Here is an 18,801-nt window from a genome sequence, read left to right as displayed (position 1 = left end):
TGGTGTCAGGCGGGGGTGGGGGCTGGTTCGGGTTCGGGGGTGGGGGTCTTGCGGCGGAATCTGTCCAGCCAGGGGGCGTCGGGGGCCCCGTCGAGCACGCCGCCGTCCGGGTCGTCGGAGTAGGTCTGGCGGACCGCGTCGCGCTCCGGGTGCAGGATGTCCTTGACGATCAGGACGCAGAGCACCACCACCGTGCCGAGCCGCAGCGACGAGGCCAGCACGAAGACCCCCTCGGGAAAGACCGGACGGCTGGTGGCCGAGCCGAGCAGTTCGCCGTAGAAGGCGACGAAGTAGCAGACCTCGGCGAACTGCCAGGCGAGGAAGGCGCCCCAGCGGGGCCGGGCGAGCACCGCCAGCGGCAGCAGCCAGAGCACGAACTGTTGCGACCAGACCTTGCTGAAGATCAGGAATGCGGCCACCACCAGGAACGCGAGCTGGGCCAGCCGGGGCCGTCGGGGTGCCCGCAGCGCCAGTACGGCCACGCCGATGCAGGCCAGCCCGAACAGGGCGTACGACAGGTTGTTGAGGGTCGGGATGTTGGCGTTCAGCCACTGGAACGGGCCCTGGTCGCCGGGGCTGCCGGTGTTCACCTTGCCGTCGAGGTACCGCCCGATGTACCACAACGTGCCCCAGTCGATGGGCCGGGTGGTGTTCAGCTCGAAGAAGCGTCCCCAGTTGTCGGGGTAGCGGATCGCCGCCGGCAGGTTCACCGCGACCAGCGCGACCAGGCCGGTGGCGACGGCGGTGAGCGCGGCCCGTAGTCGACCGGCGCGCAGGCCGAGGATCAGGATCGGGCCGAGCAGGAACAGCGGCCACATCTTCGCCGCGCCGCCGAGGCCGAGCAGGATGCCGGCCAGGGCGGGTTGTCGTTTCGCCCAGGCGGCCAGCCCGAAGGCGGCCAGTCCGATGGCGAGGAAGTCCCAGTTGACGGTGGCGGTGAGGAACAGCGCCGGGGCCAGCGCGAACAGGGCCCCGTCCCAGGGTCGTCGACGGCGCAGGGCGAGGATCACCCCGACGGTGGCGACAGCGAGCGCGCTGAGGGCCAACGCGTTGGCGTTGTAGAACCAGCGGCCCTGGTTGATCGTCGGGTCGTCGACGCCGAGCGAATGCACTGGCAGGCCGAGCGCGCCCATCATGTAGCCGGTGAGCACCGGGTACTCCACCGGGTGGTCCCGGTAGGGGACCTTGCCCTCGTGCAGGCCCTCGGCGTAGTAGAGGGCCAGCACGTCGGTGTAGCACATCCGGGTGTACTGGATGTTGTTCTGCCAGGCGCCGTTCTGGCAGGGCGCCTTCTGCACCCAGTGCAGGGCCAGGGTCAGGCAGGCCAGGGCCAGCACGATCCGGGCGGCCGTCCAGAACCGGCTCTCCCGACCGGCGGGCCGGTCGACGGCGACCGCATGGTCGCCGAGCGGCCCGCCGATCGCCTCGGAGACGCCTCGGACGAAGCCGTCCGATCGGGACGGGTGGTCGCTGCTCCCGGCGTCGTCGATGCCGGCCGTCGGCTGGGTGCTCATGAGAATGCATCCTGCCCTATGAATGGCTCCCGGACGAGCAGCATGTCGCGGTGCGGAATCCGTTCGCCCGACGCGGACCATCCCATCCGCGACATGCCGCTGCCGGCGACCGCAGGTCTGCGGGTCGCCGGCAGCGGCATTGATGCTTGTCGGTGCGGGTTCGGCTCAGTCCCGGGCGCGTGGGGTCGGCAGGAGGCCGCCGCCGTTTCCGCCGGGGAGGTTCTGGTTGGGCGGGTTCGGCGGATCGCCCCCCTGGTTCCCACCCTGATTACCACCCTGGTTGCCGCCTTGGTTTCCGCCCTGGTTGCCGCCTTGGTTCCCACCCTGGTTGCCGCCCTGGTTGCCGCCGCCGAGGAGGCACTGCAGGTCGGTCGGGGCGCAGTTCTGCCCGTTCGGGTTCGACGGCGGCGGCGGGGGCGGCGGCGGGGTGCCGTTGCCGGACTCCGGGTCGCCGACCTTCGCCGCCGGCGGGAAGTCCAGCTTTTCCTCGCCCTTGAGCGCGCCGTTCATGACCCGTTCCCAGATCTCGCCGGGCATGTTGGCACCGCTGATGTTGGTCCCGTCGTTCAGCTTGATGGCTTCCCGCTTGCCCTTGTTACCCACCCAGACGGCGGTGGCGAGCTGCGGGGTGTACCCGACGGTCCAGGCGTCGCCGTTGAGGGTGGTGCCCTCCTTGAGTTCCCAGGTGCCGGTCTTGGCGGTCGCCTTCCGGCCGTCGGCCAGAGTGTGGTTGATCCGGCCCGGGTAGTCCTCCAGCACGTCGGTCACGTCGGCGACCACGTCCGGGTTGATCCGCTTCTGCGGTTTGAGCTGCTCGCCGCCGAGCTTCTCCCACTTGCCGGTCTCCTTGTTCTGCTTCTCGGCGGAGATCAGGAAGTGAGCCTTGTTGTAGATGCCCTTGTTGGCGAAGGTGGCGATGCCGTTGGCGTGGTCCAGCACGGTGATCGGGTACTGACCGTAGGCGACCACGTGGTAGAAGGGGTCGGGCGCCAGGTCGGCGGCCTTCTCCTTGGTCAGGTCGTGCCCCTTGGGCGGGCTCACGTTGGTCTGCCACATCATGCTGACGCCGGCCTTGGCCGCCATGTCGACGATCTTGTCGGGACCGATGTCCAGGCTGACGTGGTAGAACGGGACGTTCAACGACTTCAGGGTCGACTCCCGCAGCGTGCAGGAGTCCCCGCAGGTGGGGTTGTCGGTGCCGGCGTTGCTGACCCGGAACTCCACGCCCTCCGGGGTGAAGGCCCGGCCCTTCCAGCGCGACTCGACGGACTTGCCGGCCTCCAGCGCCGCCGCCAGGGTGTAGATCTTGAAGCTGGAGCCGGGCGAGTGCCCACCGGTGACGTTGCCGTTGGTGTCGGTGTTGGTGCCGGCGTAGTCGGTACCGGTGCCGTCGTCCCCGCCGTAGTAGCCGAGCACCCGACCGTTGCGCGGGTCGATGGAGACCACGGCGGCCATCAGGTTCTTACGGGCACCGTCCAGCTCGGAGCCCTTGGTGCTGCGCTGGGCGGCGCTGGTGACGGCCTTCTGCACCTTGTTGTCGATGGTGGTCCTGATCCGGTAACCACCCTCGCGGAGCATCGCCGAACAGCGCGGCTTACGCTCCGTCACCTCCGCGTCGTTGTCGGTGCAGAGCTTCTTCTCCCGCATCTCCGCCGACACGTAGTTGATGACGTTACCGATCGGGGTGTTGACCCCGAACTTGACGCCCGACCGGGACTCCTTGGGGGTCTGCAACGTCTTCGTCGGGTACTCCGTCGGATGCGCCGGCCGGCCGGGGGCGTCAACCCAGTGCATCTCGATCATGTTCTTGATGACGTAGTCCCAGCGGTCCTTGGCCTCGGTGGGGTTGATCGACGGGTCGAAGCCCTTGTGCGTGGCGCTCGGCTCCGGTTGCTTGATCAACGCGGCGAGCACGGCGGCCTCGGCCACGTCGACCTTCGAGACCGACTTGCCGAAGTACGCCCACGCCGCCGCCTCGATGCCGTACGCGTTGCGACCGAAGTAGATGGTGTTGAGGTAGTGCTCCATGATCTGTTCCTTGGTGAACTGATCGTTGAGCTTGGAGGCGACGATCGCCTCCTTCACCTTCCGCGCGTACGAGTCGTCTTGGAGGTTCTCGTAGGCGTTGCGGGCGTACTGCTGGGTGATCGTCGAGGCACCCTGCTTGTCGCCGTTGGAGAGGTTGTTCCAGGCGGCGCGGGCGATGCCCTTGTAGTCGACACCGGCGTGCTCGTAGAAGTTCTTGTCCTCCGCCGCCGCCACCGCGTCGCGCATGTGCTGCGGGATCTGGTTGATCGAGACGAAGGTGCGGTTCTGCTCGCCCACCTTGGCGATGACCGTCTTGTTGTCGCTCGCGTAGATGGTGGTGGCGAGTGGCAGCTTGATCTGGTTCGGCAGTACCACGGTGGTGGAGTAGTAGGTGAACCCGACCACGCCGAGGCCGGCGAGCATGATGAAGACGGCAAAGCCGGCGATCAGCAGGTTGATCCGCTTGCGCCGCTTCGCCCGCGCCATCGCGTCCGGGTCACCCGGACCGCGTCCGCGCCCGCCACCACCGCCATAGCCACGCCCCGGCCCGTTCGGGCCACCCGGCCCGCCACCGACCTGCGCGACGCCGGCCCGCGCCACGGAGGCCCGCCCGGCGGAGCCGACCGAGGCCGCGCCGACGCTGGCCCGGCCCGCAGAGGCTGTCCCCACCGAGGCCCGGCCGGCCGGTCCGCCCGCTGGCGAGACCGGCACCGACGCCCGACCCGGGCCACCCCATCCCGGCGATGCCGGGGAGACCGGCACCGACGCCCGGCCGGGCCCGGCCGGCGAGACCGGCACCGAGGCCCGGCCCGGGGTCGCCCGGCCGACCGAGGCCGATCCGGCGGCGCCACCTGTCGCGCGCGGCGGCGGGACCGCCGCCGAGGCCCGCCCGGTGGGCGCGGCACCGCCGACCGGGGCCCGGCCAGCCGGGGCCGCGCCCCGGGCGTCACCGCCCCGCCGGGGGTACCCGTCATCCGCCCCCGGTCCGGGGCCGCCGTTCGAACCCGGTACCTGGGCCCGCGCACGCGGGGAACTGGGATCGCCGTACGAGTTCATTCCTCACACCCTGCCGGTCGCGGTGGGACGCGGGGGCGTCACCACCGGGTTGCCGTGAGTTGACACACGCGTCGGGAGGCCGGCGCGGAGCCGGGGACGCGCTGCAAATTCCACATCATTCGGGCCATTCGGGCCGAGGGGCCGCCGGTCACGGTGACTGTGTCGTACGCCACCCGAGTTGACCGGATCAGCCAGGTTCACCGTTGCGCCTCTCGCCTTCGCCCCTGCGTGGCAGCGGTGGTGGCCTCCGCCGTGCCCTGCTCCGGGCCACCCTCGGCCAGCCCGTCCCGGCCGAGCAGGAACTGCTCGACGAGATGGTTCCAGTCACAGCCGGGGCACACCTCCACCACGAAGACCTGGAACTCACGCAGCGTCATGGCCAGCACGGGCAATTCGGCCAGGGAACGTGCCTGGCCGGCCGACTGCCTGAGTTCGTCCCCGTAAATGTAGTGGACGTGGATCAGGTTCTCGCTCCGGCAGATCGGACACCGCTGCTCGGTCGGTTCGCCGTGGAAGCGGGCCGCGTTCTTCAGGTACGGCGACGCGTCGCAGACGTCGTACGTGCCGACCCGCCCGGCATGGAGGTCACGCAGCACCGCCCGCTTCTGGAGCGAGTAGTCGACCACCTGGCGAGACGTGCGCATGCGGCAAAGGGTACGCGCTCCGGTCGGGCGGGGCGACCACCGTCACGATCCGTGAAGAGGTCGGCGCACAACGGGGGTTTGCCCGGACGCCGATCGAGGTACTAACGTGCGATGTATCGGTCCGATACATCGAGGCGGTTAACCTTCCGCCCCGACGGCAGGGGAAGGGTGGCCCGTGCTGGAACTCGCCATCCTCGGCCTCCTTCAGGAGTCCCCGATGCACGGCTACGAACTCCGCAAGGAGCTCGCCGCCAAGCTCGGCGCCATCCGGGCGGCGATCAGCTACGGCTCCCTGTATCCGACCCTGCGCCGGTTGCAGGCGGCAGGTTGGATCACCGAGGCGGCCGGGACACCTGCCACCGCCGAGGAGGTCCCCGCGCTGACCAGCCGACGCGGTCGGGTGGTCTACAAGATCACCGCAGAGGGCAAGGAACGGTTCGCGCAGCTGATCGCGCAGGCCGGCCCGGAGACGTACGACGACACGGGTTTCGGCGTGCACTTCGCGTTCTTCGCCCGCACCGACCAGGCGACCCGGCTGCGCATCCTGGAGGGCCGCCGGCGCACGATCGAGGAACGTCGCGAAGGACTTCGGGACGTGCTGGGCCGGGCGGCCGAGCGACTCGACGCGTACACCCTGGAACTGCAACGCCACGGCCTCGACGCCTGCGAGCGTGAGGTCCGTTGGCTGGAGGAGCTCATCGCCAACGAGCGCTCCGGCCGTGCCCCGACCGCCCCGCGACCCGGGGTGGCCGACGGTCCACGAGACAACAACAGCCCGCCTCCGCCTGGAGAGTCCAGGAAAGAGCGGCCGTGATGAAGAAGAAGGAGGCAGACGCTATGGGCTCCGTCCGCGTCGCCATCGTCGGTGTGGGTAACTGCGCCTCGTCCCTCGTGCAGGGCGTGGAGTACTACCGCAACGCCGACCCGAACGACCGCGTCCCGGGTCTCATGCACGTCACCTTCGGCGACTACCACGTATCGGACGTGGACTTTGTCGCGGCGTTCGACGTGGACGCCAAGAAGGTCGGCATGGACCTCGCGGAGGCGATCGTCGCCAGCGAGAACAACACCATCAAGCTCTGCGACGTGCCGCCCACCGGCGTCACCGTGCAGCGCGGCCCGACCTTCGACGGCCTGGGCCAGTACTACCGCGAGATCATCGAGGAGTCCGACGCCGAGGCGGTCGACGTGACCAAGGCGCTGCGCGACGCCCAGGTCGACGTGGTCGTCTGCTACCTGCCGGTCGGTTCCGAGCAGGCGGCGAAGTTCTACGCCCAGGCCGCGATCGACGCCGGCTGCGCCTTCGTCAACGCGCTGCCGGTCTTCATCGCCTCCGACCCGCAGTGGGCGCAGAAGTTCACCGACGCCGGTCTGCCGATCGTCGGCGACGACATCAAGAGCCAGGTCGGCGCCACCATCGTGCACCGCGCGCTGGCGAAGCTGTTCGAGGACCGTGGGGTCGAGCTGCTGCGCACCTACCAGCTCAACTTCGGCGGGAACATGGACTTCATGAACATGCTGGAGCGCAACCGGCTGGTCTCGAAGAAGATCTCGAAGACCCAGTCGGTCACGTCCCAGATCCCGCACGAGATGGTCAAGAGCGACGTGCACATCGGCCCGTCGGACCACGTGCCGTGGCTGGACGACCGCAAGTGGGCGTACATCCGCCTGGAGGGTCGTTCCTTCGGTGACACCCCGCTCAACGCCGAACTGAAGCTCGAGGTGTGGGACTCGCCGAACTCGGCGGGTGTCATCATCGACGCCGTCCGGGCCGCCAAGATCGCGCTGGACCGCAAGATCGGTGGCCCGATCCTGTCGGCCTCCTCGTACTTCATGAAGTCCCCGCCGGTGCAGTACGCCGACCACGACGCGCACGCCGCCGTCGAGGGCTTCATCACCGGCGACGTCGAGCGCTGACCCGCCGACCACCGCACCGCCGAGGGCCGGGTCCGCACGGACCCGGCCCTCGCGCGTTCAGTCCGCCATCTCCAGGTACGGCGACAGCCGCAGCGCCAACTCCTCGACCGAGTCGACCTCGCCACTGGTCAACGCGTCGGTCAACGCCATCCGGTCCTTGGCCGGCATGGTGAGGACGAAGCCGGAACGTTCCAGGCGAACGTCCGCCGCCGTCCAGGCGAGACTGGCGTTCCACATGTCGAGGGGACGCCAGATCATGATCGCGTGCAGGAGTGCGGCCGCCTGGTCCAGCGGTGTCGGATAGACCCGGCCCTGCAACAGTTGGGCATGGGGACGCGCTGCCGAGGCGAAGAGAATCCCACCGTCACGCACTATGGTTCGGGATGGGGTGCTGTCCGCGAGCAGGAGCAGCAGATCCTCGGCGTCCGGCCAGGCCCGCGTCACCGGTCGCCCAGCATCTCGTAGAACTCGGCGTTCCGCTCGCGAACCCGGCGGGCGGCCTGGCGGGTCCACTCGTCCCGGTCGTGCCGGTCCAGGTAGGCCTGTACCGCCACCTCGACCGTCTTGTGCATCGACCGGTGCTCCGCCTCGGCGAGCTCCTTGAGTCGCTGCTCGACCTCGGGCTTCAGGTTCAGGGTGAAGGCCATACCAGAGTTGTATAACTCGTCGGTCGGCTGGTCAACCACGCTCGACGCCACGTCTCCTCCTCGCTGGGTCATCGTCCGGGACGATGGTGGCGAGGATCGCTCGGATCGGGGCGGACGGACTGTGCGATCACCCCTCGGGCAGCCAGGCGCGGCGCAGCGCCACCCCCGCCTCCAACTCCAGCAGCGTCACCTTGCGGGGCAGCCCGCCACCGAAGCCGACCAGTTTGCCGCCCGCGCCGACGATCCGGTGACAGGGGACGATCACCGGTACCGGGTTGCGGTTGCAGGCCACCCCGACCGCCCGCGCCGCCCCGGGATCGCCGACCCGTCGGGCCACCTCGCCGTAGGTGAGCGTCTCGCCGTACGGGATGCGGGTCATCTCCCGCCACACGGCGCGCTCGAACTCGGAGCCGCGCGGCGCCTCCACCGGCACCGTGAACCCGGTCAGTTCACCGGCGAAGTACGCCCGCAGCTCCGCGACCGCCCGGCCGGCCAGCCCGTCGGCGGGCCGGTCGGCGGCCGACGTGACCCGACCGAAGTGCGTGCCGCAGACCGCCGTGTCGTCGGTGGCGACGGAGAACTCCCCGATCGGCGAGTCGAGCACGGTCCAGCGCATACCGACCATTCTTCCCGCCCCGACCGACACCGGGGGTGGCAGGGCGGCGGGGTCGGCCCTAGTTCCCGTAGGAGATGCTCCAGCTCTTGCCGTCGAAGGCGGCCTTCGCGCTGGTCATGCCGTCGGGGTACGACACCTGTGCGGGCGTGGTGAGTTCGGAGACGTCCATCACCTCGCTGCTCTCGAAGCTCCCGAAGGCGACCCAGTAGGTGGGCTTCGGGTCGAACTCGACTCCGGCGTTCGTCAGGGTCGGCACGACGAACGTACCGGCCCCCGACATGCCGATGCCCACGCTTCCCTGATCCTGGTTGCCCGGCCCGGGAACGGTGTCGTCCTCCTTGATTATCAGGCTTCCGTTCTTTCCGGAGGAACTGGTCGGTCCGAATTCGAAGCCGCCTTTGACGTAGGAGAGGGTGACCAGGTTGTTCTGGGTCAGGTCGGCCGACAGGGTCTGGCCCGCCACGAACTGCGTTCCGGGTACGAGTGTGCCGACCTGACCCCAGACGAAGTTGTAGTCGATGGTCCACTGGTATTCGACCGTGGTGGACGGGTGGCACATCTTCGACATCCAGGCGAGCGTCACCGCGTCGCTGGGGAGCTGGGGCATCTCCTGGAAGAGGATGGCATTCATGCCGTCGAGCGCGGACTCGTTCAGAATCGTGATGTCGTACCCGACCGGGTCCTTCGGGGACGCGGTGGCCAGCCCGACGTCCCCGCCCACCCCGGCGGTGGCCCGACCGGCAGGGCCCGTACCGAGCAGTGCGGCACCCAGGCCGGCGGCCAGCGCGGTGAGCCCGTCCCGTCGACTGATTCTGAATTCCCTCATGAATTCCTCCTCGTTCGCAAAGGAACGCCCCTGCTGGCGCCCCCTGGAGAGGAGAGGTACGCGTCAAGGTTCGATTTATCCGGATCTTCACCTCGGATCAGCAATTCGGCGTTGTCAATATGTTAGATAGGAGTTACCGCTAGCGCAAGGCATTCCCCCTCGCCCGGAACGGTCAACTCCCATCTGCCGATAATTGCGCGGGAAAGTAGTTTTATACACGCGCTGTGCAGCGGAAGGCGCTTCAGGTGCGGTGCGGCGCAACGGACCGCCGCCCGATCCCGGGACGGGCGCCCGACGCCTCCCCGCCTGGTCCCGAGCGGGACCAGGCGGCAGCGGTCGGCAGGCGACGGCGACAAAGTGTGTCGGACGAGGCAAGGTTCAGCCACCGCCGGGCGTCTTTGGTACGGAGGTGAACGGTGACCGAAGGCACCGACGGGGAGTTCACCGCGTTCGTCAACGAACGGGGGGACGCGCTGCTGCGCGTCGCGTACGCGCTGGCGGGCAGCCAGCACGCCGCCGAGGACCTGTTGCAGAACGCGCTGGCCAAGGCGTACGCCAGGTGGCCCCGGATCCGGGGTGACGCCGAGCCGTACGTGCGCCGGATCCTCTACCACGACCAGGTCTCCGGTTGGCGACGGCTGGCCCGGCGACGCGAGGTGCCGATGCCCGTCCTGCCCGAGCGGCCCGGGGATCGGGACAGCGGCCACGACAGCGAGCTGCGGATGCTGCTGCGCGAAGCGCTGCGGAGCCTGCCGCCCCGACAACGGGCGGTGTTGACCCTGCGCTACCTGGAGGACCTCAGCGTGGAGCAGACCGCCGCGCTCCTCGGATGCCGGGCCGGCACGGTCGCCAGCCAGGCGTCGCGCGCCCTGGCCCGGCTGCGGGAGCTGGTGCCGTCCTTCGATCCCGCCAGCAGTCCGGAGGTGGAGCGATGAACCGGCCGGCGGAGGATGCGCTGCGGGCAGCCGTACACGATCTCGCCGAGGAGGCGCGACCGGCACCGGGGCTGGCCCTGGCGGCGCTGATCCGGGGCCGACGGCGGCGGACCCGGCGGCGGGTGGCCGCCGCGGGCGTCGCGGTGGCGGCGGTCACGGCCCTGCTGGTGCCGCTCGTGCTGCTCCGGCCGGACCGACCGGTCCAACCGGCTCAGCCCACGCCGAGCCCCACCCCCGGCACGACGCTGCTGCCCACCCCCGGTGCCGACTGGCCGGCCCGGCCGTTGGCGCTGCCCGGCGGCTGGGTGGTCACCGGCGGCGTGACCGGCGGCACCGGGTACGTGCTGGACCGCACCCGGTCCCGTTACGTCCGTGCCGGCGGATACGCCGAGGTGTGGCCGGCCCCCACCGGCACGGTCACCGCCGTCCGGGACGAGCAGCACCCCGGCCAGCTCGGCCTCGCCGACGCGGCCACCGGAAAGCTGCGTTGGCAGCGGGTCCGGGGTGCGCTGGCCGTCCAGTGGTCGCCGGACGGCCGCCGGTTGGCGGTGACCGTCCTGCGGGGCGGGGTGAACCGCCTCGGTGTGCTGGAGGTCGGCGGGCGGTACCGGGAGTACCGGATCGACCCGGTCAGGTACCGCTGCACCGACCACTGCGTCTTCACCTGGACCCGGGACGGCCGGGAGCTGACGTTGCCCCTGACCGACAGTTTCGCGCCACAGTCCGAGAGCAACCGCCATCCGCGCTGGGGGGTGCAGTTCTTCTCCGCCGACGACGGGCGGCCGACCCGGTTCGTCAAGATCCCCGGCGACCCGGCCGGTCCGTGGTCCTGGTCGCCCGACGGGAACCGGGTGGTGGTCCAGGGGCAGCGGGAGCCGCTGCTGGTCGACGCGGTCACCGGCACGGTGCTCGGCACGCTGCCGGTGGCCGACGTCGCCTGGGTCGACGACGACCGGCTGCTGTACCGGCGGCCAGGTGGTTACCGGGACGTCGTGCTTGCCAACCCCGCCGGACACGAGTTGCAACGGCTGCCGCTGCCGCGGGAGTTGGCCGAACGGACGGTGTCCGTCGCCCCCAAATGATCACGCGGGACGTTGCGTCCGGTCGCTACCGTGCAGGTCGTGGCCACGGGGACGCTCATCTTTCTGATCATCGGTGGGGCGGGCGTCGGCGTGCTTGCGCTCGCCCTGCTCGGCGGTGAACTTCTGCATTTCGGTCATCCCGACGTCGACGGTCCGGTCTCCGTCGAGGCGGTCGCCGGTTTCCTCGGCGCGTTCGGCTTCGGCGCGGCCATCGTCAACGAACTGCTCGGTGGGCGTACCCCGGGGATGATCGCGGCGGCGGTCGGTGGCGGCGCGCTCGCCGCGGTGCCCACCGCGTGGCTGGCGGGGCGGCTGAGCCGGGCGGCGCGCGACATGCGCACCGACGCCACCCCCACCCGGGACGACCTGGTCGGCGCGCTCGGCCTGGTGGTCACCCCGATCCCGGACGCCGGCTACGGCGAGGTCCGGGTCCGCGTCGCCGGCCAACCCGTGAAACTCAACGCCCGCGCCGACCGGCCCATCCCGCTCGGCGCGCAGATCTTCGTGGTGCAGACGCTGAGCGAGACCAGCGTGCACGTCGAGACCTACTGACCCCTCTTCTCGCAGAGACGGAACCACCATGCCTCTCCTCATCGCCATCGTCGGCGCGGTCGTCCTCGCCCTCGTCCTCGTGTTGTTCGTGCTCTCCCGGATCAAGGTGGCCGGGCCGAACGAGGCGTTCATCGTCACCGGCCGCAAGGGTCGGACCACGCAGACCGCCGACGGCGGCCGGTCCACCGACAACTCCGGCCAGAAGGTCGTCCTCGGCGCGTCGGTCTTCGTCCTGCCCGTGGTGCAGAAGCTCCAGTCGCTCGACCTGTCCAGCCGTCGGATCGACGTCGGCATCCGGGGCGCGGTCAGCAAGCAGGGCATCCGGGCCGACCTGCACGGTGTGGCCATCGTCAAGGTCGGCGGCACCGAGGACGCGATCCGCGCCGCCGCCCAGCGCTTCCTGCACCAGCAGGACGAGATCGACAACTTCACCCGGGAGGTGCTGGCCGGCGCACTGCGCTCGATCGTCGGCCGACTCACCGTCGAGGAGGTCATCCGGGACCGGGCCGCGTTCGCCAACGCGGTCGCCGAGGAGGCCGAGCACTCGATGACCAACCAGGGCCTGGTGCTGGACACCTTCCAGCTCCAGGACATCCTCGCCGAAGGGTCGTACCTGCAGGACCTGGGGCGACCGGAGGCGGCCCGGGTGCTCAAGGACGCGGCCATCGCCGAGGCGCGCGCCCGGCAGCAGGCCGAGCAGGAGCGGCTGCTGGCCGAGGAGGCGATCGCCGAGGCGAACCGGAACCTGTCACTGAAGCAGGCCGGCATCCAGGCCGAGATCGACGCGGCGAAGGCCAAGTCGGCGGCGGCCGGGCCGCTCGCCCAGGCCGAGCGGGACCAGGCGATCCTCTCTGAGCAGCAGAAGGTGGCCGAGCGCAACGCCGAGCTGAAGCAGCGGCAGCTCGACACCGAGGTCCGCAAGCCGGCCGACGCGGCCCGGTACAAGGTGGAGCAGGAGGCGGAGGCGGCCCGCAACGCGGCGGTGCTGAACGCCGACGCGCAGCGGCAGGCCACCATCGCCGCCGCCCAGGCCGCCGCCGAGCAGGCCCGGCTCACCGGTGAGGGTGAGCGGGCCCGCCGGGCGGCGCTGGCCGAGGCGAACGCGATCGAGGGTGCCAAGGAGGGTGAGGCCGAGCAGCGTCGGCGGTCCGCGATCGCCGAGGCGGTCGAGCGGGAGGGTCAGGCCGAGGCCACCGCCATCCTGGCCCGGGGTCAGGCCGAGGCCGACGCGATGGCCCGCAAGGCCGAGGCGTTCGCCGCGTACGGCGAGGCGGCCGTGCTCGACCTGCTGGTCAAGGTGCTGCCGCAGGTGGTCGAGGCGGCCAGCGCCCCGATCGGCGCGATCGACAAGATGACGGTGATCTCGACCGACGGGGCGTCGTCGCTGACCAAGTCGGTGGCCGGCAACGTGGCGCAGGGCCTCCAGCTCGGCTCCGACCTCACCGGCATCGACCTGGCCGGTCTGCTCGCCAAGCTGGGCGCGGCGTCGGCCGGCTCCCCGGCCAACGGCAAGTCCTCGGTCGAGGGCAGCGCGGTCGAGACCCGCTGACCGTACGCGACGAGGGGCCGTCCGGCGTGTGCCGGGCGGCCCCTCGGGTCGTTCAGGTCAGCTCAGGCCCTGCTCGGCGGCCCAGCGCCGCAGTTCCGCCTCGGCCTCGTCGCGGTCGAGCGGGCCGCGTTCCAGGCGCAGCTCCTTGAGGTGCTGCCAGGCCCGGCCGACCACCGGCCCCGGCGGCACCCCGAGCAGTTCCATGATCGCGTTACCGTCCAGGTCGGGCCGGACCCGGGCCAGGTCCTCCTCGGCGGCGATCCGGGTGATCCGCTCCTCCAGCGCGTCGTAGTCGGCGGCGAGCTGGGCCGCCTTGCGCCGGTTGCGGGTGGTGCAGTCGGAGCGGGTCAACTTGTGCAGCCGGTCCACCAGGTCACCGGCGTCGGTGACGTACCGGCGCACGGCCGAGTCGGTCCACTCGCCCCGGCCGTAGCCGTAGAACCGCAGGTGCAGGCCGACCAGCTTGGTGACCTGGGCGGTGACGTCCTTCGGGTAGCGCAGCGCCTTCATCCGGTTCTTGGTGAGCCGGGCACCGACCACCTCGTGGTGGTGGAAGCTGACCCGGCCGTCCGGCCCGACCGCCTTGGTGGCCGGCTTGCCCACGTCGTGCATGAGCGCGGCCATCCGCAGCACGAAGTCGCAGCCGTCGGTCTCGTACGACACCGCGTTGCTCACCACGGTCAGGGTGTGCTCGTAGACGTCCTTGTGCTGGGCGTGCTCGTCGATGGTGAGCTTGAGGCCGGTCAGCTCGGGCAGGAACCGGTCGGCCAGCCCGGTGTCGACCAGCAGCCGCAGCCCGGTGATCGGGTCGGCCCCGCACAGCAGCTTGGTGAACTCGTCGCGGACCCGCTCGGCGGTGATCCGGTCCAGGTCCGCGGCCATCGCCACCATCGCCGCCCGCACGTCGGGGTGGACGGCGAAGCAGAGCTGGGCGGCGAACCGGGCGGCCCGCAGCATCCGCAGCGGGTCGTCGCCGAACGACTCGGCCGGCGTGCCCGGGGTGCGGATGATCTTCGCGGCCAGGTCGTCCAGCCCGCCGTACGGGTCGGTGAACCGGTGGTCGGGGAGGCTGACCGCCATCGCATTGACGGTGAAGTCCCGCCGCTTCAGGTCGTCGGTGAGGTTCGTGCCGTACTCGACGACGGGGTTGCGACTGACCTGGTCGTACGCCTCGGCGCGGAAGGTGGTGACCTCCAGCCGGAGGCCGTCGCGCTGGCAGCCGATGGTGCCGAACTCCCGACCGGTCTCCCAGATCGACTCGGCCCAGCCCTTGATGATCCGCAGCGTCTGCTCGGGCTGGGCGTCGGTGCAGAAGTCCAGGTCGTCGCCGAGCCGACCGAGCAGGGCGTCGCGTACGGAACCCCCCACCAGGTGCAGTTCGTGCCCGGCACGGGCGAACCGGCGGCCCAGTTCGTCGGCGACCGGGGAGACGCGGAGCAGTTCGGCGACGGCGTTGCGCTGCACGGTGGTCAGTTCACGGCGTGCGGCGGCGTGGGGTGTGGAGGCTTCGGACATGGGATCGCCAGCCTATCGGGCGGGGACGGGAACCGATCCGCCGGGCGCGGGTGTCGGGTGCGGGTTGACTATGGTCATGGACGTGCGGACCGGTGCCGGCTCCGACGTACCCCGGGGAGGCTGGAGATGAGCGGCGGGCTCTACCGCAGCGCGAACGCCGCGCAGGGGGGCGACGGGCCCCGGCCGTACGACGGGGCGACCTTCATCTCCGCCGAGCCGTTGAACCAGCCGGGGGTGGAGGCGACCGCGCCGCCGCAGGAGGTGGTCGCCGAGACCAGCGCGGCGGCGAACAGCGCGGTGATGGCGATCGGCAGCCTGGTCAGCCGGGGCACCGGCTTCGTCCGGAACCTGATGATCGGCGCCGCGCTGGGCAGCGCCGTCGGCGACGCGTTCACCACCGCCCAGTTCCTGCCCAACCAGGTGTACGAATTCCTGCTCGGTGGCGTGCTGACCAGCGTGCTGATCCCGGTGCTGGTGCGCCGCCGCAAGGCCGACCCGGACCGGGGCGAGGCGTACGCCCAGCGGCTGCTGACCCTCGCGGTGCTGGCCCTCGCGGTGACGGTGGTGCTGGCGCTGCTGCTGGCCTCGACCCTGACCACGCTCTACGCCGGCGGCAAGAACGCGGCCTACACGGGCCTGGTCACCAACCTGTCGTACCTGATGCTGCCGATGCTGTTCTTCACCGGCGTCAGCGCGTTGATCGCGGCGGTGCTGAACACCAGGGGGCACTTCGCCGCGCCGATGTGGGCCCCGATCCTGAACAATCTGGTCGTCATCGGCACGTTCGGCCTCTACATCGCGGTGTACGGCGCGCAGGCGCTGGGTCCGGAGGACATCGGCTGGGACCGGATCCTGCTGGTGGGCGGGGGCACCCTGCTCGGCGTGGCGGTGCAGGCGGCCGGGCTGCTGCCGGCGCTGCGCAAGGTGGGTTTCCGGTGGAAGCTGCGGTTCGACTTCCGTGAGCTGGGCCTGCGTGAGCTGGCCCGGCTGGGCGGTTGGATGTTCTGCTACGTCGCGGTCAACCAGCTCGGCCTGTTCGTGGTGGTCAACCTGCTCACCCGGGCCGCCGGTGGCGACGAGGAGAACGCCGGCCTGCTGATCTACAACAACGTCTTCCTGCTGCTGATGATGGCGCACGGCATCATCGCCGTCTCGATCATCACGGCGCTGATGCCGCGGATGAGCGCCGCCGCCGCCGAGGGCCGGTTCACCGACGTCACCGCCGACCTGTCCCGGGGCACCCGGATGGTGACGGCGGTGCTCGCCCCGATCGCGGTCTGCTATGCGGTGCTGGCCGGCCCGGTATCCGTGGTGGTCTTCCGGTACGGCGCGTTCACCGGTGACAACGCGCTGGCCACCTCGCTGGTGCTGCTGGTCGCCGCGTTGGGCCTGGTGCCGTTCGCGATCAGCCAGTTGTTCACCTTCGCCTTCTACGCGCTGCCGGACACCCGTACCCCGGCGCTGGTCAACATCCCGGTGGTGATCCTGCGGGTGGCCGTGCAGATCGGGGTCTTCGTCGCCTTCTCGGCCACCTTCGCGGCGGCCGGCATGATGCTCGGCAACGCGATCTCGTACGTGGCGGCGGCGGTGCTCTCGGCGGTGCTGCTGCGGCCCCGGGTGGGCCGGATCGGGCTGGGCCGGATCATGCGGACCATGGGCAAGGTGCTGGTGGCGGCGCTCGGCGCGGCGCTGGTCGGCCTGCTGGTGGTCAACCTGCTGCCCGGCGACCCGGGCAACCTGAGCTGGACGGCGGCGGCGGTGCGGCTGGTGCTCGGCGGGGTGGTGATCGGCGGCACGTACCTGGGCCTGGCGATGGTGCTGCGGATCGGCGAGATCACCGAGGTGGTCGCGATGGTGCGGCGGCGGCTCGGCCGCTGAGCCGCCGGCCAGCCCGGGGCCGGGCAGAGGACACGCTGGGTGAACGAGGATCACCAGCCTGGGGACACGCCTGTGGATAACTTGGTGACTGGCCGCTCAGTCACCGTAAAGGGCTGTGGATAACCAACCGTAAGGCTGAGCATGTACGGCCGTTCGGCGGGAACCAGACCTGTCGACACCTGATTGTCGCCGGTGGGTCGGCCCGGAGGTCGACGGTTTGCGACGGGCGTCTAGATTGGCCAGTACATGTGTCAGCAACGTGGGAGAGAGTGGCGTTAACCGGACTTTCCACCCCATATGCGACAGGCCGTCGAGCGCGGCGGGAAGATGACATGTCGGTATGACGGGCGGTCCGGGTAAGGTCGCTGTCGACGGACACGGCAGGTGGCCGACGCCCGAGTCGACGCCGCCGGTCGGTTCCAGCGACGGCGGAGCGGGAAGCCACATGCCCAGCAGCGCGGGTCCATCGATCGACACGATCACCGAGGGAGGACGGGTGACCCAGGTCGGCGAGGGTCAGGAGGCGGAGGAAACTGCTCCTCCGGTCATGACCTTCGGTGCTCCCACGGCCGGTGAGATCCTCGCCGAGCGGTACGAGCTGGTCGAGCACATCAACAACGACAGCGCCGGGCGTCTGGTCTGGCGGGGGGTCGACGTCATCCTGCGCCGGCCCGTGGCGGTGGTGCTCCGCTACCCCGGCGGCGACTCGGCCACCGAGATGCTCCAGGCCGCCGTGGCGGCCAGCCGGGTCATCCACCCCAACCTGGTCGGCGTCTACGACGCGATCGACGAAGACGTCCGGGCGTACGTCGTCCGGGAGTGGGTCGACGGCCGGTCCCTGCGTGACCTGGTCGCCGAAGGTCCGCTGGACCCGGCCCGGGCCACCGCCGTCGGCAACGCGGTCGCCAGCGCCCTCGCCGCCGTGCACGCCACCGGGATGGTCCACGGCAACGTGCACCCCGGCACCGTGATGATCAGCGACGACGGCCGGGTGGTCCTGGCCGACGCCCGCACCGACGGCGACGACAGCCAGGAAGCCGACATCCGCGCGGTGGGTGGCGTCCTCTACTTCGCCCTCACCGGTCACTGGCCGCACGCCGAGGCCCCGCTGCGCGGCGCGACCGCCGGCCACGGCCGGGCCGCCATCCCCGACGCCGTCCGCGACGCCAGCGGCGCCATCGCCGCCCCCCGGCAGGTCCGGGCCGGCGTGCCGGCGTACCTCGACGACCTGACGATGGACCTGCTCGACGCCGAGATCGCCCCACCGTCGTCGGACGTGCTCTCCGCCGAGCTGGGTCGGCTCGACATCCCCGCCGAGGACCACTTCCTCGACCAGACCGGCACCATCCGGTTCACCGCCGACGGCGTCGAGGACCGGTCGCCGCTCGCCGCCGCGGGCGGCCGGAAGGTCGCGATCGGCATCGCCGGGCTGCTGGCGGTCGCCCTGGTCGGCCTGCTCATCGGCATCACCACCCTGGGCGGCGACGACAGCCCGGAGACCGAGCCGGTGGCCCGTCCCTCGACCAGCGCGCCGGCCGGCGACGCCACCCCGGCCCCCGTGGTGCGCAAGCTCGCCATCCAGGACATCCGGATCATCGACCCGGACAGCCGGCAGCGCAACGAGCTGGACGACGCCGAGAAGATGATGGACGGCGACGAGGACAAGGGTTGGGAGACCGACACCTACTACTCGGCCAACTTCAGCAACTACAAGAAGGGCATGGGGGTCTGGATCGACCTCGGTGCCCCGCACACGGTCAAGTCGCTCACCGCCACCCTGTCGGACTCCGGTGTCTCCGCCGCGCTGTTCACCGGCGACGGCGACTTCCCGTCCACCTCGCAGGGCGACAAGGACCTGGTCAAGGGCTTCAAGACCCGGATCGGCCAGCCGTTCGAGCAGCACGACGGCACCAAGATGGCCTTCGACGGGTTCGACCCCGAGCAGAAATACCAGTACCTGCTCTTCTGGATCACCGAACTGCCCTCTACCGAGCGGGGTTTCAAGCTGGGCGTCCAGGAGATCTCGGTCCAGGGATCGTGAT

Annotated in this window: 16 protein-coding genes; 8 read left to right on the top strand and 8 right to left on the bottom strand. The window is 70.7% G+C overall.

Translation table 11 applies throughout. The features are described from left to right. Positions 1–5: 5 nt before the first annotated feature. The 3 genes from ACWCHM_RS28740 to ACWCHM_RS28730 all read right to left on the bottom strand — a co-directional run bounded on the left by ACWCHM_RS28740 (position 6) and on the right by ACWCHM_RS28730 (position 5,242). Entirely contained in the window at positions 6–1,514 is a 1,509-nt protein-coding gene (locus tag ACWCHM_RS28740; RefSeq protein WP_454220546.1) for a glycosyltransferase family 87 protein, read from the bottom strand. A gap of 165 nt (positions 1,515–1,679) precedes the next feature. Continuing rightward, on the bottom strand, positions 1,680–4,598 hold the full coding sequence (locus ACWCHM_RS28735; protein WP_454220544.1) for a transglycosylase domain-containing protein: 2,919 nt from the start codon (positions 4,596–4,598) through the stop codon (positions 1,680–1,682). A 197-nt stretch (positions 4,599–4,795) separates the two neighbouring features. Continuing rightward, positions 4,796–5,242, bottom strand: coding sequence for a DUF5318 domain-containing protein (locus tag ACWCHM_RS28730; protein WP_204958349.1), 447 nt, complete (start codon positions 5,240–5,242; stop codon positions 4,796–4,798). A 175-nt stretch (positions 5,243–5,417) separates the two neighbouring features. Here ACWCHM_RS28730 and ACWCHM_RS28725 point away from each other — a divergent pair, with 175 nt between their 5' ends. Together ACWCHM_RS28725 and ACWCHM_RS28720 are read left to right on the top strand one after the other, a co-directional pair. Next, on the top strand, positions 5,418–6,056 hold the full coding sequence (locus ACWCHM_RS28725) for a PadR family transcriptional regulator (protein ID WP_145922454.1): 639 nt from the start codon (positions 5,418–5,420) through the stop codon (positions 6,054–6,056). 23 nt (positions 6,057–6,079) lie between these two features. Continuing rightward, positions 6,080–7,159: an inositol-3-phosphate synthase gene (locus ACWCHM_RS28720; protein WP_204958350.1), complete on the top strand. Its 1,080-nt coding sequence runs from the start codon at positions 6,080–6,082 to the stop codon at positions 7,157–7,159. Between the two features lie 57 nt (positions 7,160–7,216). On the opposite strand, the gene ACWCHM_RS28715 is transcribed toward ACWCHM_RS28720, so the two are convergent. The 4 genes from ACWCHM_RS28715 to ACWCHM_RS28700 all read right to left on the bottom strand — a co-directional run bounded on the left by ACWCHM_RS28715 (position 7,217) and on the right by ACWCHM_RS28700 (position 9,248). Further along, entirely contained in the window at positions 7,217–7,603 is a 387-nt protein-coding gene (locus ACWCHM_RS28715; protein WP_454220542.1) for a hypothetical protein, read from the bottom strand. Next, a complete protein-coding gene (locus ACWCHM_RS28710) occupies positions 7,600–7,806 on the bottom strand; it encodes a ribbon-helix-helix protein, CopG family (protein WP_091249088.1) in 207 nt (68 codons plus the stop codon). Before ACWCHM_RS28710 ends, ACWCHM_RS28715 begins: the two co-directional genes overlap by 4 nt. Before the next feature lie 127 nt (positions 7,807–7,933). After that, the gene (locus ACWCHM_RS28705) at positions 7,934–8,422 is read right to left on the bottom strand and encodes a methylated-DNA--[protein]-cysteine S-methyltransferase (RefSeq protein ID WP_281901651.1); all 489 of its coding nucleotides are present in this window, start codon (positions 8,420–8,422) and stop codon (positions 7,934–7,936) included. 58 nt (positions 8,423–8,480) lie between these two features. Then, on the bottom strand, positions 8,481–9,248 hold the full coding sequence (locus ACWCHM_RS28700; protein ID WP_454220540.1) for a hypothetical protein: 768 nt from the start codon (positions 9,246–9,248) through the stop codon (positions 8,481–8,483). 416 nt (positions 9,249–9,664) lie between these two features. On the opposite strand from ACWCHM_RS28700, the gene ACWCHM_RS28695 reads away from it, so the two are divergent. The 4 genes from ACWCHM_RS28695 to ACWCHM_RS28680 are packed head-to-tail and all read left to right on the top strand — an operon-like array spanning position 9,665 to position 13,366. Further along, positions 9,665–10,183 carry a SigE family RNA polymerase sigma factor gene (locus tag ACWCHM_RS28695; protein WP_454220539.1) on the top strand — a complete coding sequence of 173 codons (519 nt, stop codon included), beginning with the start codon at positions 9,665–9,667 and terminating at the stop codon, positions 10,181–10,183. After that, positions 10,180–11,265: a hypothetical protein gene (locus ACWCHM_RS28690; RefSeq protein ID WP_454220538.1), complete on the top strand. Its 1,086-nt coding sequence runs from the start codon at positions 10,180–10,182 to the stop codon at positions 11,263–11,265. The genes ACWCHM_RS28695 and ACWCHM_RS28690 overlap by 4 nt, the downstream gene beginning before the upstream one ends. Before the next feature lie 30 nt (positions 11,266–11,295). Next, positions 11,296–11,817: a hypothetical protein gene (locus tag ACWCHM_RS28685; RefSeq protein WP_281901646.1), complete on the top strand. Its 522-nt coding sequence runs from the start codon at positions 11,296–11,298 to the stop codon at positions 11,815–11,817. Positions 11,818–11,845: 28 nt separating this feature from the next. Beyond that, positions 11,846–13,366 carry a flotillin family protein gene (locus ACWCHM_RS28680; protein WP_204958358.1) on the top strand — a complete coding sequence of 507 codons (1,521 nt, stop codon included), beginning with the start codon at positions 11,846–11,848 and terminating at the stop codon, positions 13,364–13,366. A 57-nt stretch (positions 13,367–13,423) separates the two neighbouring features. On the opposite strand, the gene ACWCHM_RS28675 is transcribed toward ACWCHM_RS28680, so the two are convergent. Beyond that, positions 13,424–14,881: a CCA tRNA nucleotidyltransferase gene (locus ACWCHM_RS28675; RefSeq protein ID WP_454220537.1), complete on the bottom strand. Its 1,458-nt coding sequence runs from the start codon at positions 14,879–14,881 to the stop codon at positions 13,424–13,426. 126 nt (positions 14,882–15,007) lie between these two features. Here ACWCHM_RS28675 and murJ point away from each other — a divergent pair, with 126 nt between their 5' ends. Then, positions 15,008–16,759, top strand: coding sequence for a murein biosynthesis integral membrane protein MurJ (gene murJ / locus ACWCHM_RS28670; RefSeq protein ID WP_454220536.1), 1,752 nt, complete (start codon positions 15,008–15,010; stop codon positions 16,757–16,759). Positions 16,760–17,204: 445 nt separating this feature from the next. Next, positions 17,205–18,800, top strand: a complete 1,596-nt coding sequence (locus ACWCHM_RS28665) for a protein kinase family protein (RefSeq protein WP_204958361.1) — start codon at positions 17,205–17,207, stop codon at positions 18,798–18,800. Position 18,801 lies beyond the last annotated feature (1 nt).

It is taken from the genome of Micromonospora sp. SCSIO 07396, from assembly GCF_053667945.1.
The sequence above is the reverse complement of the archived record's forward strand: the minus strand, read 5'-3'. Positions and strand labels throughout refer to the sequence as shown.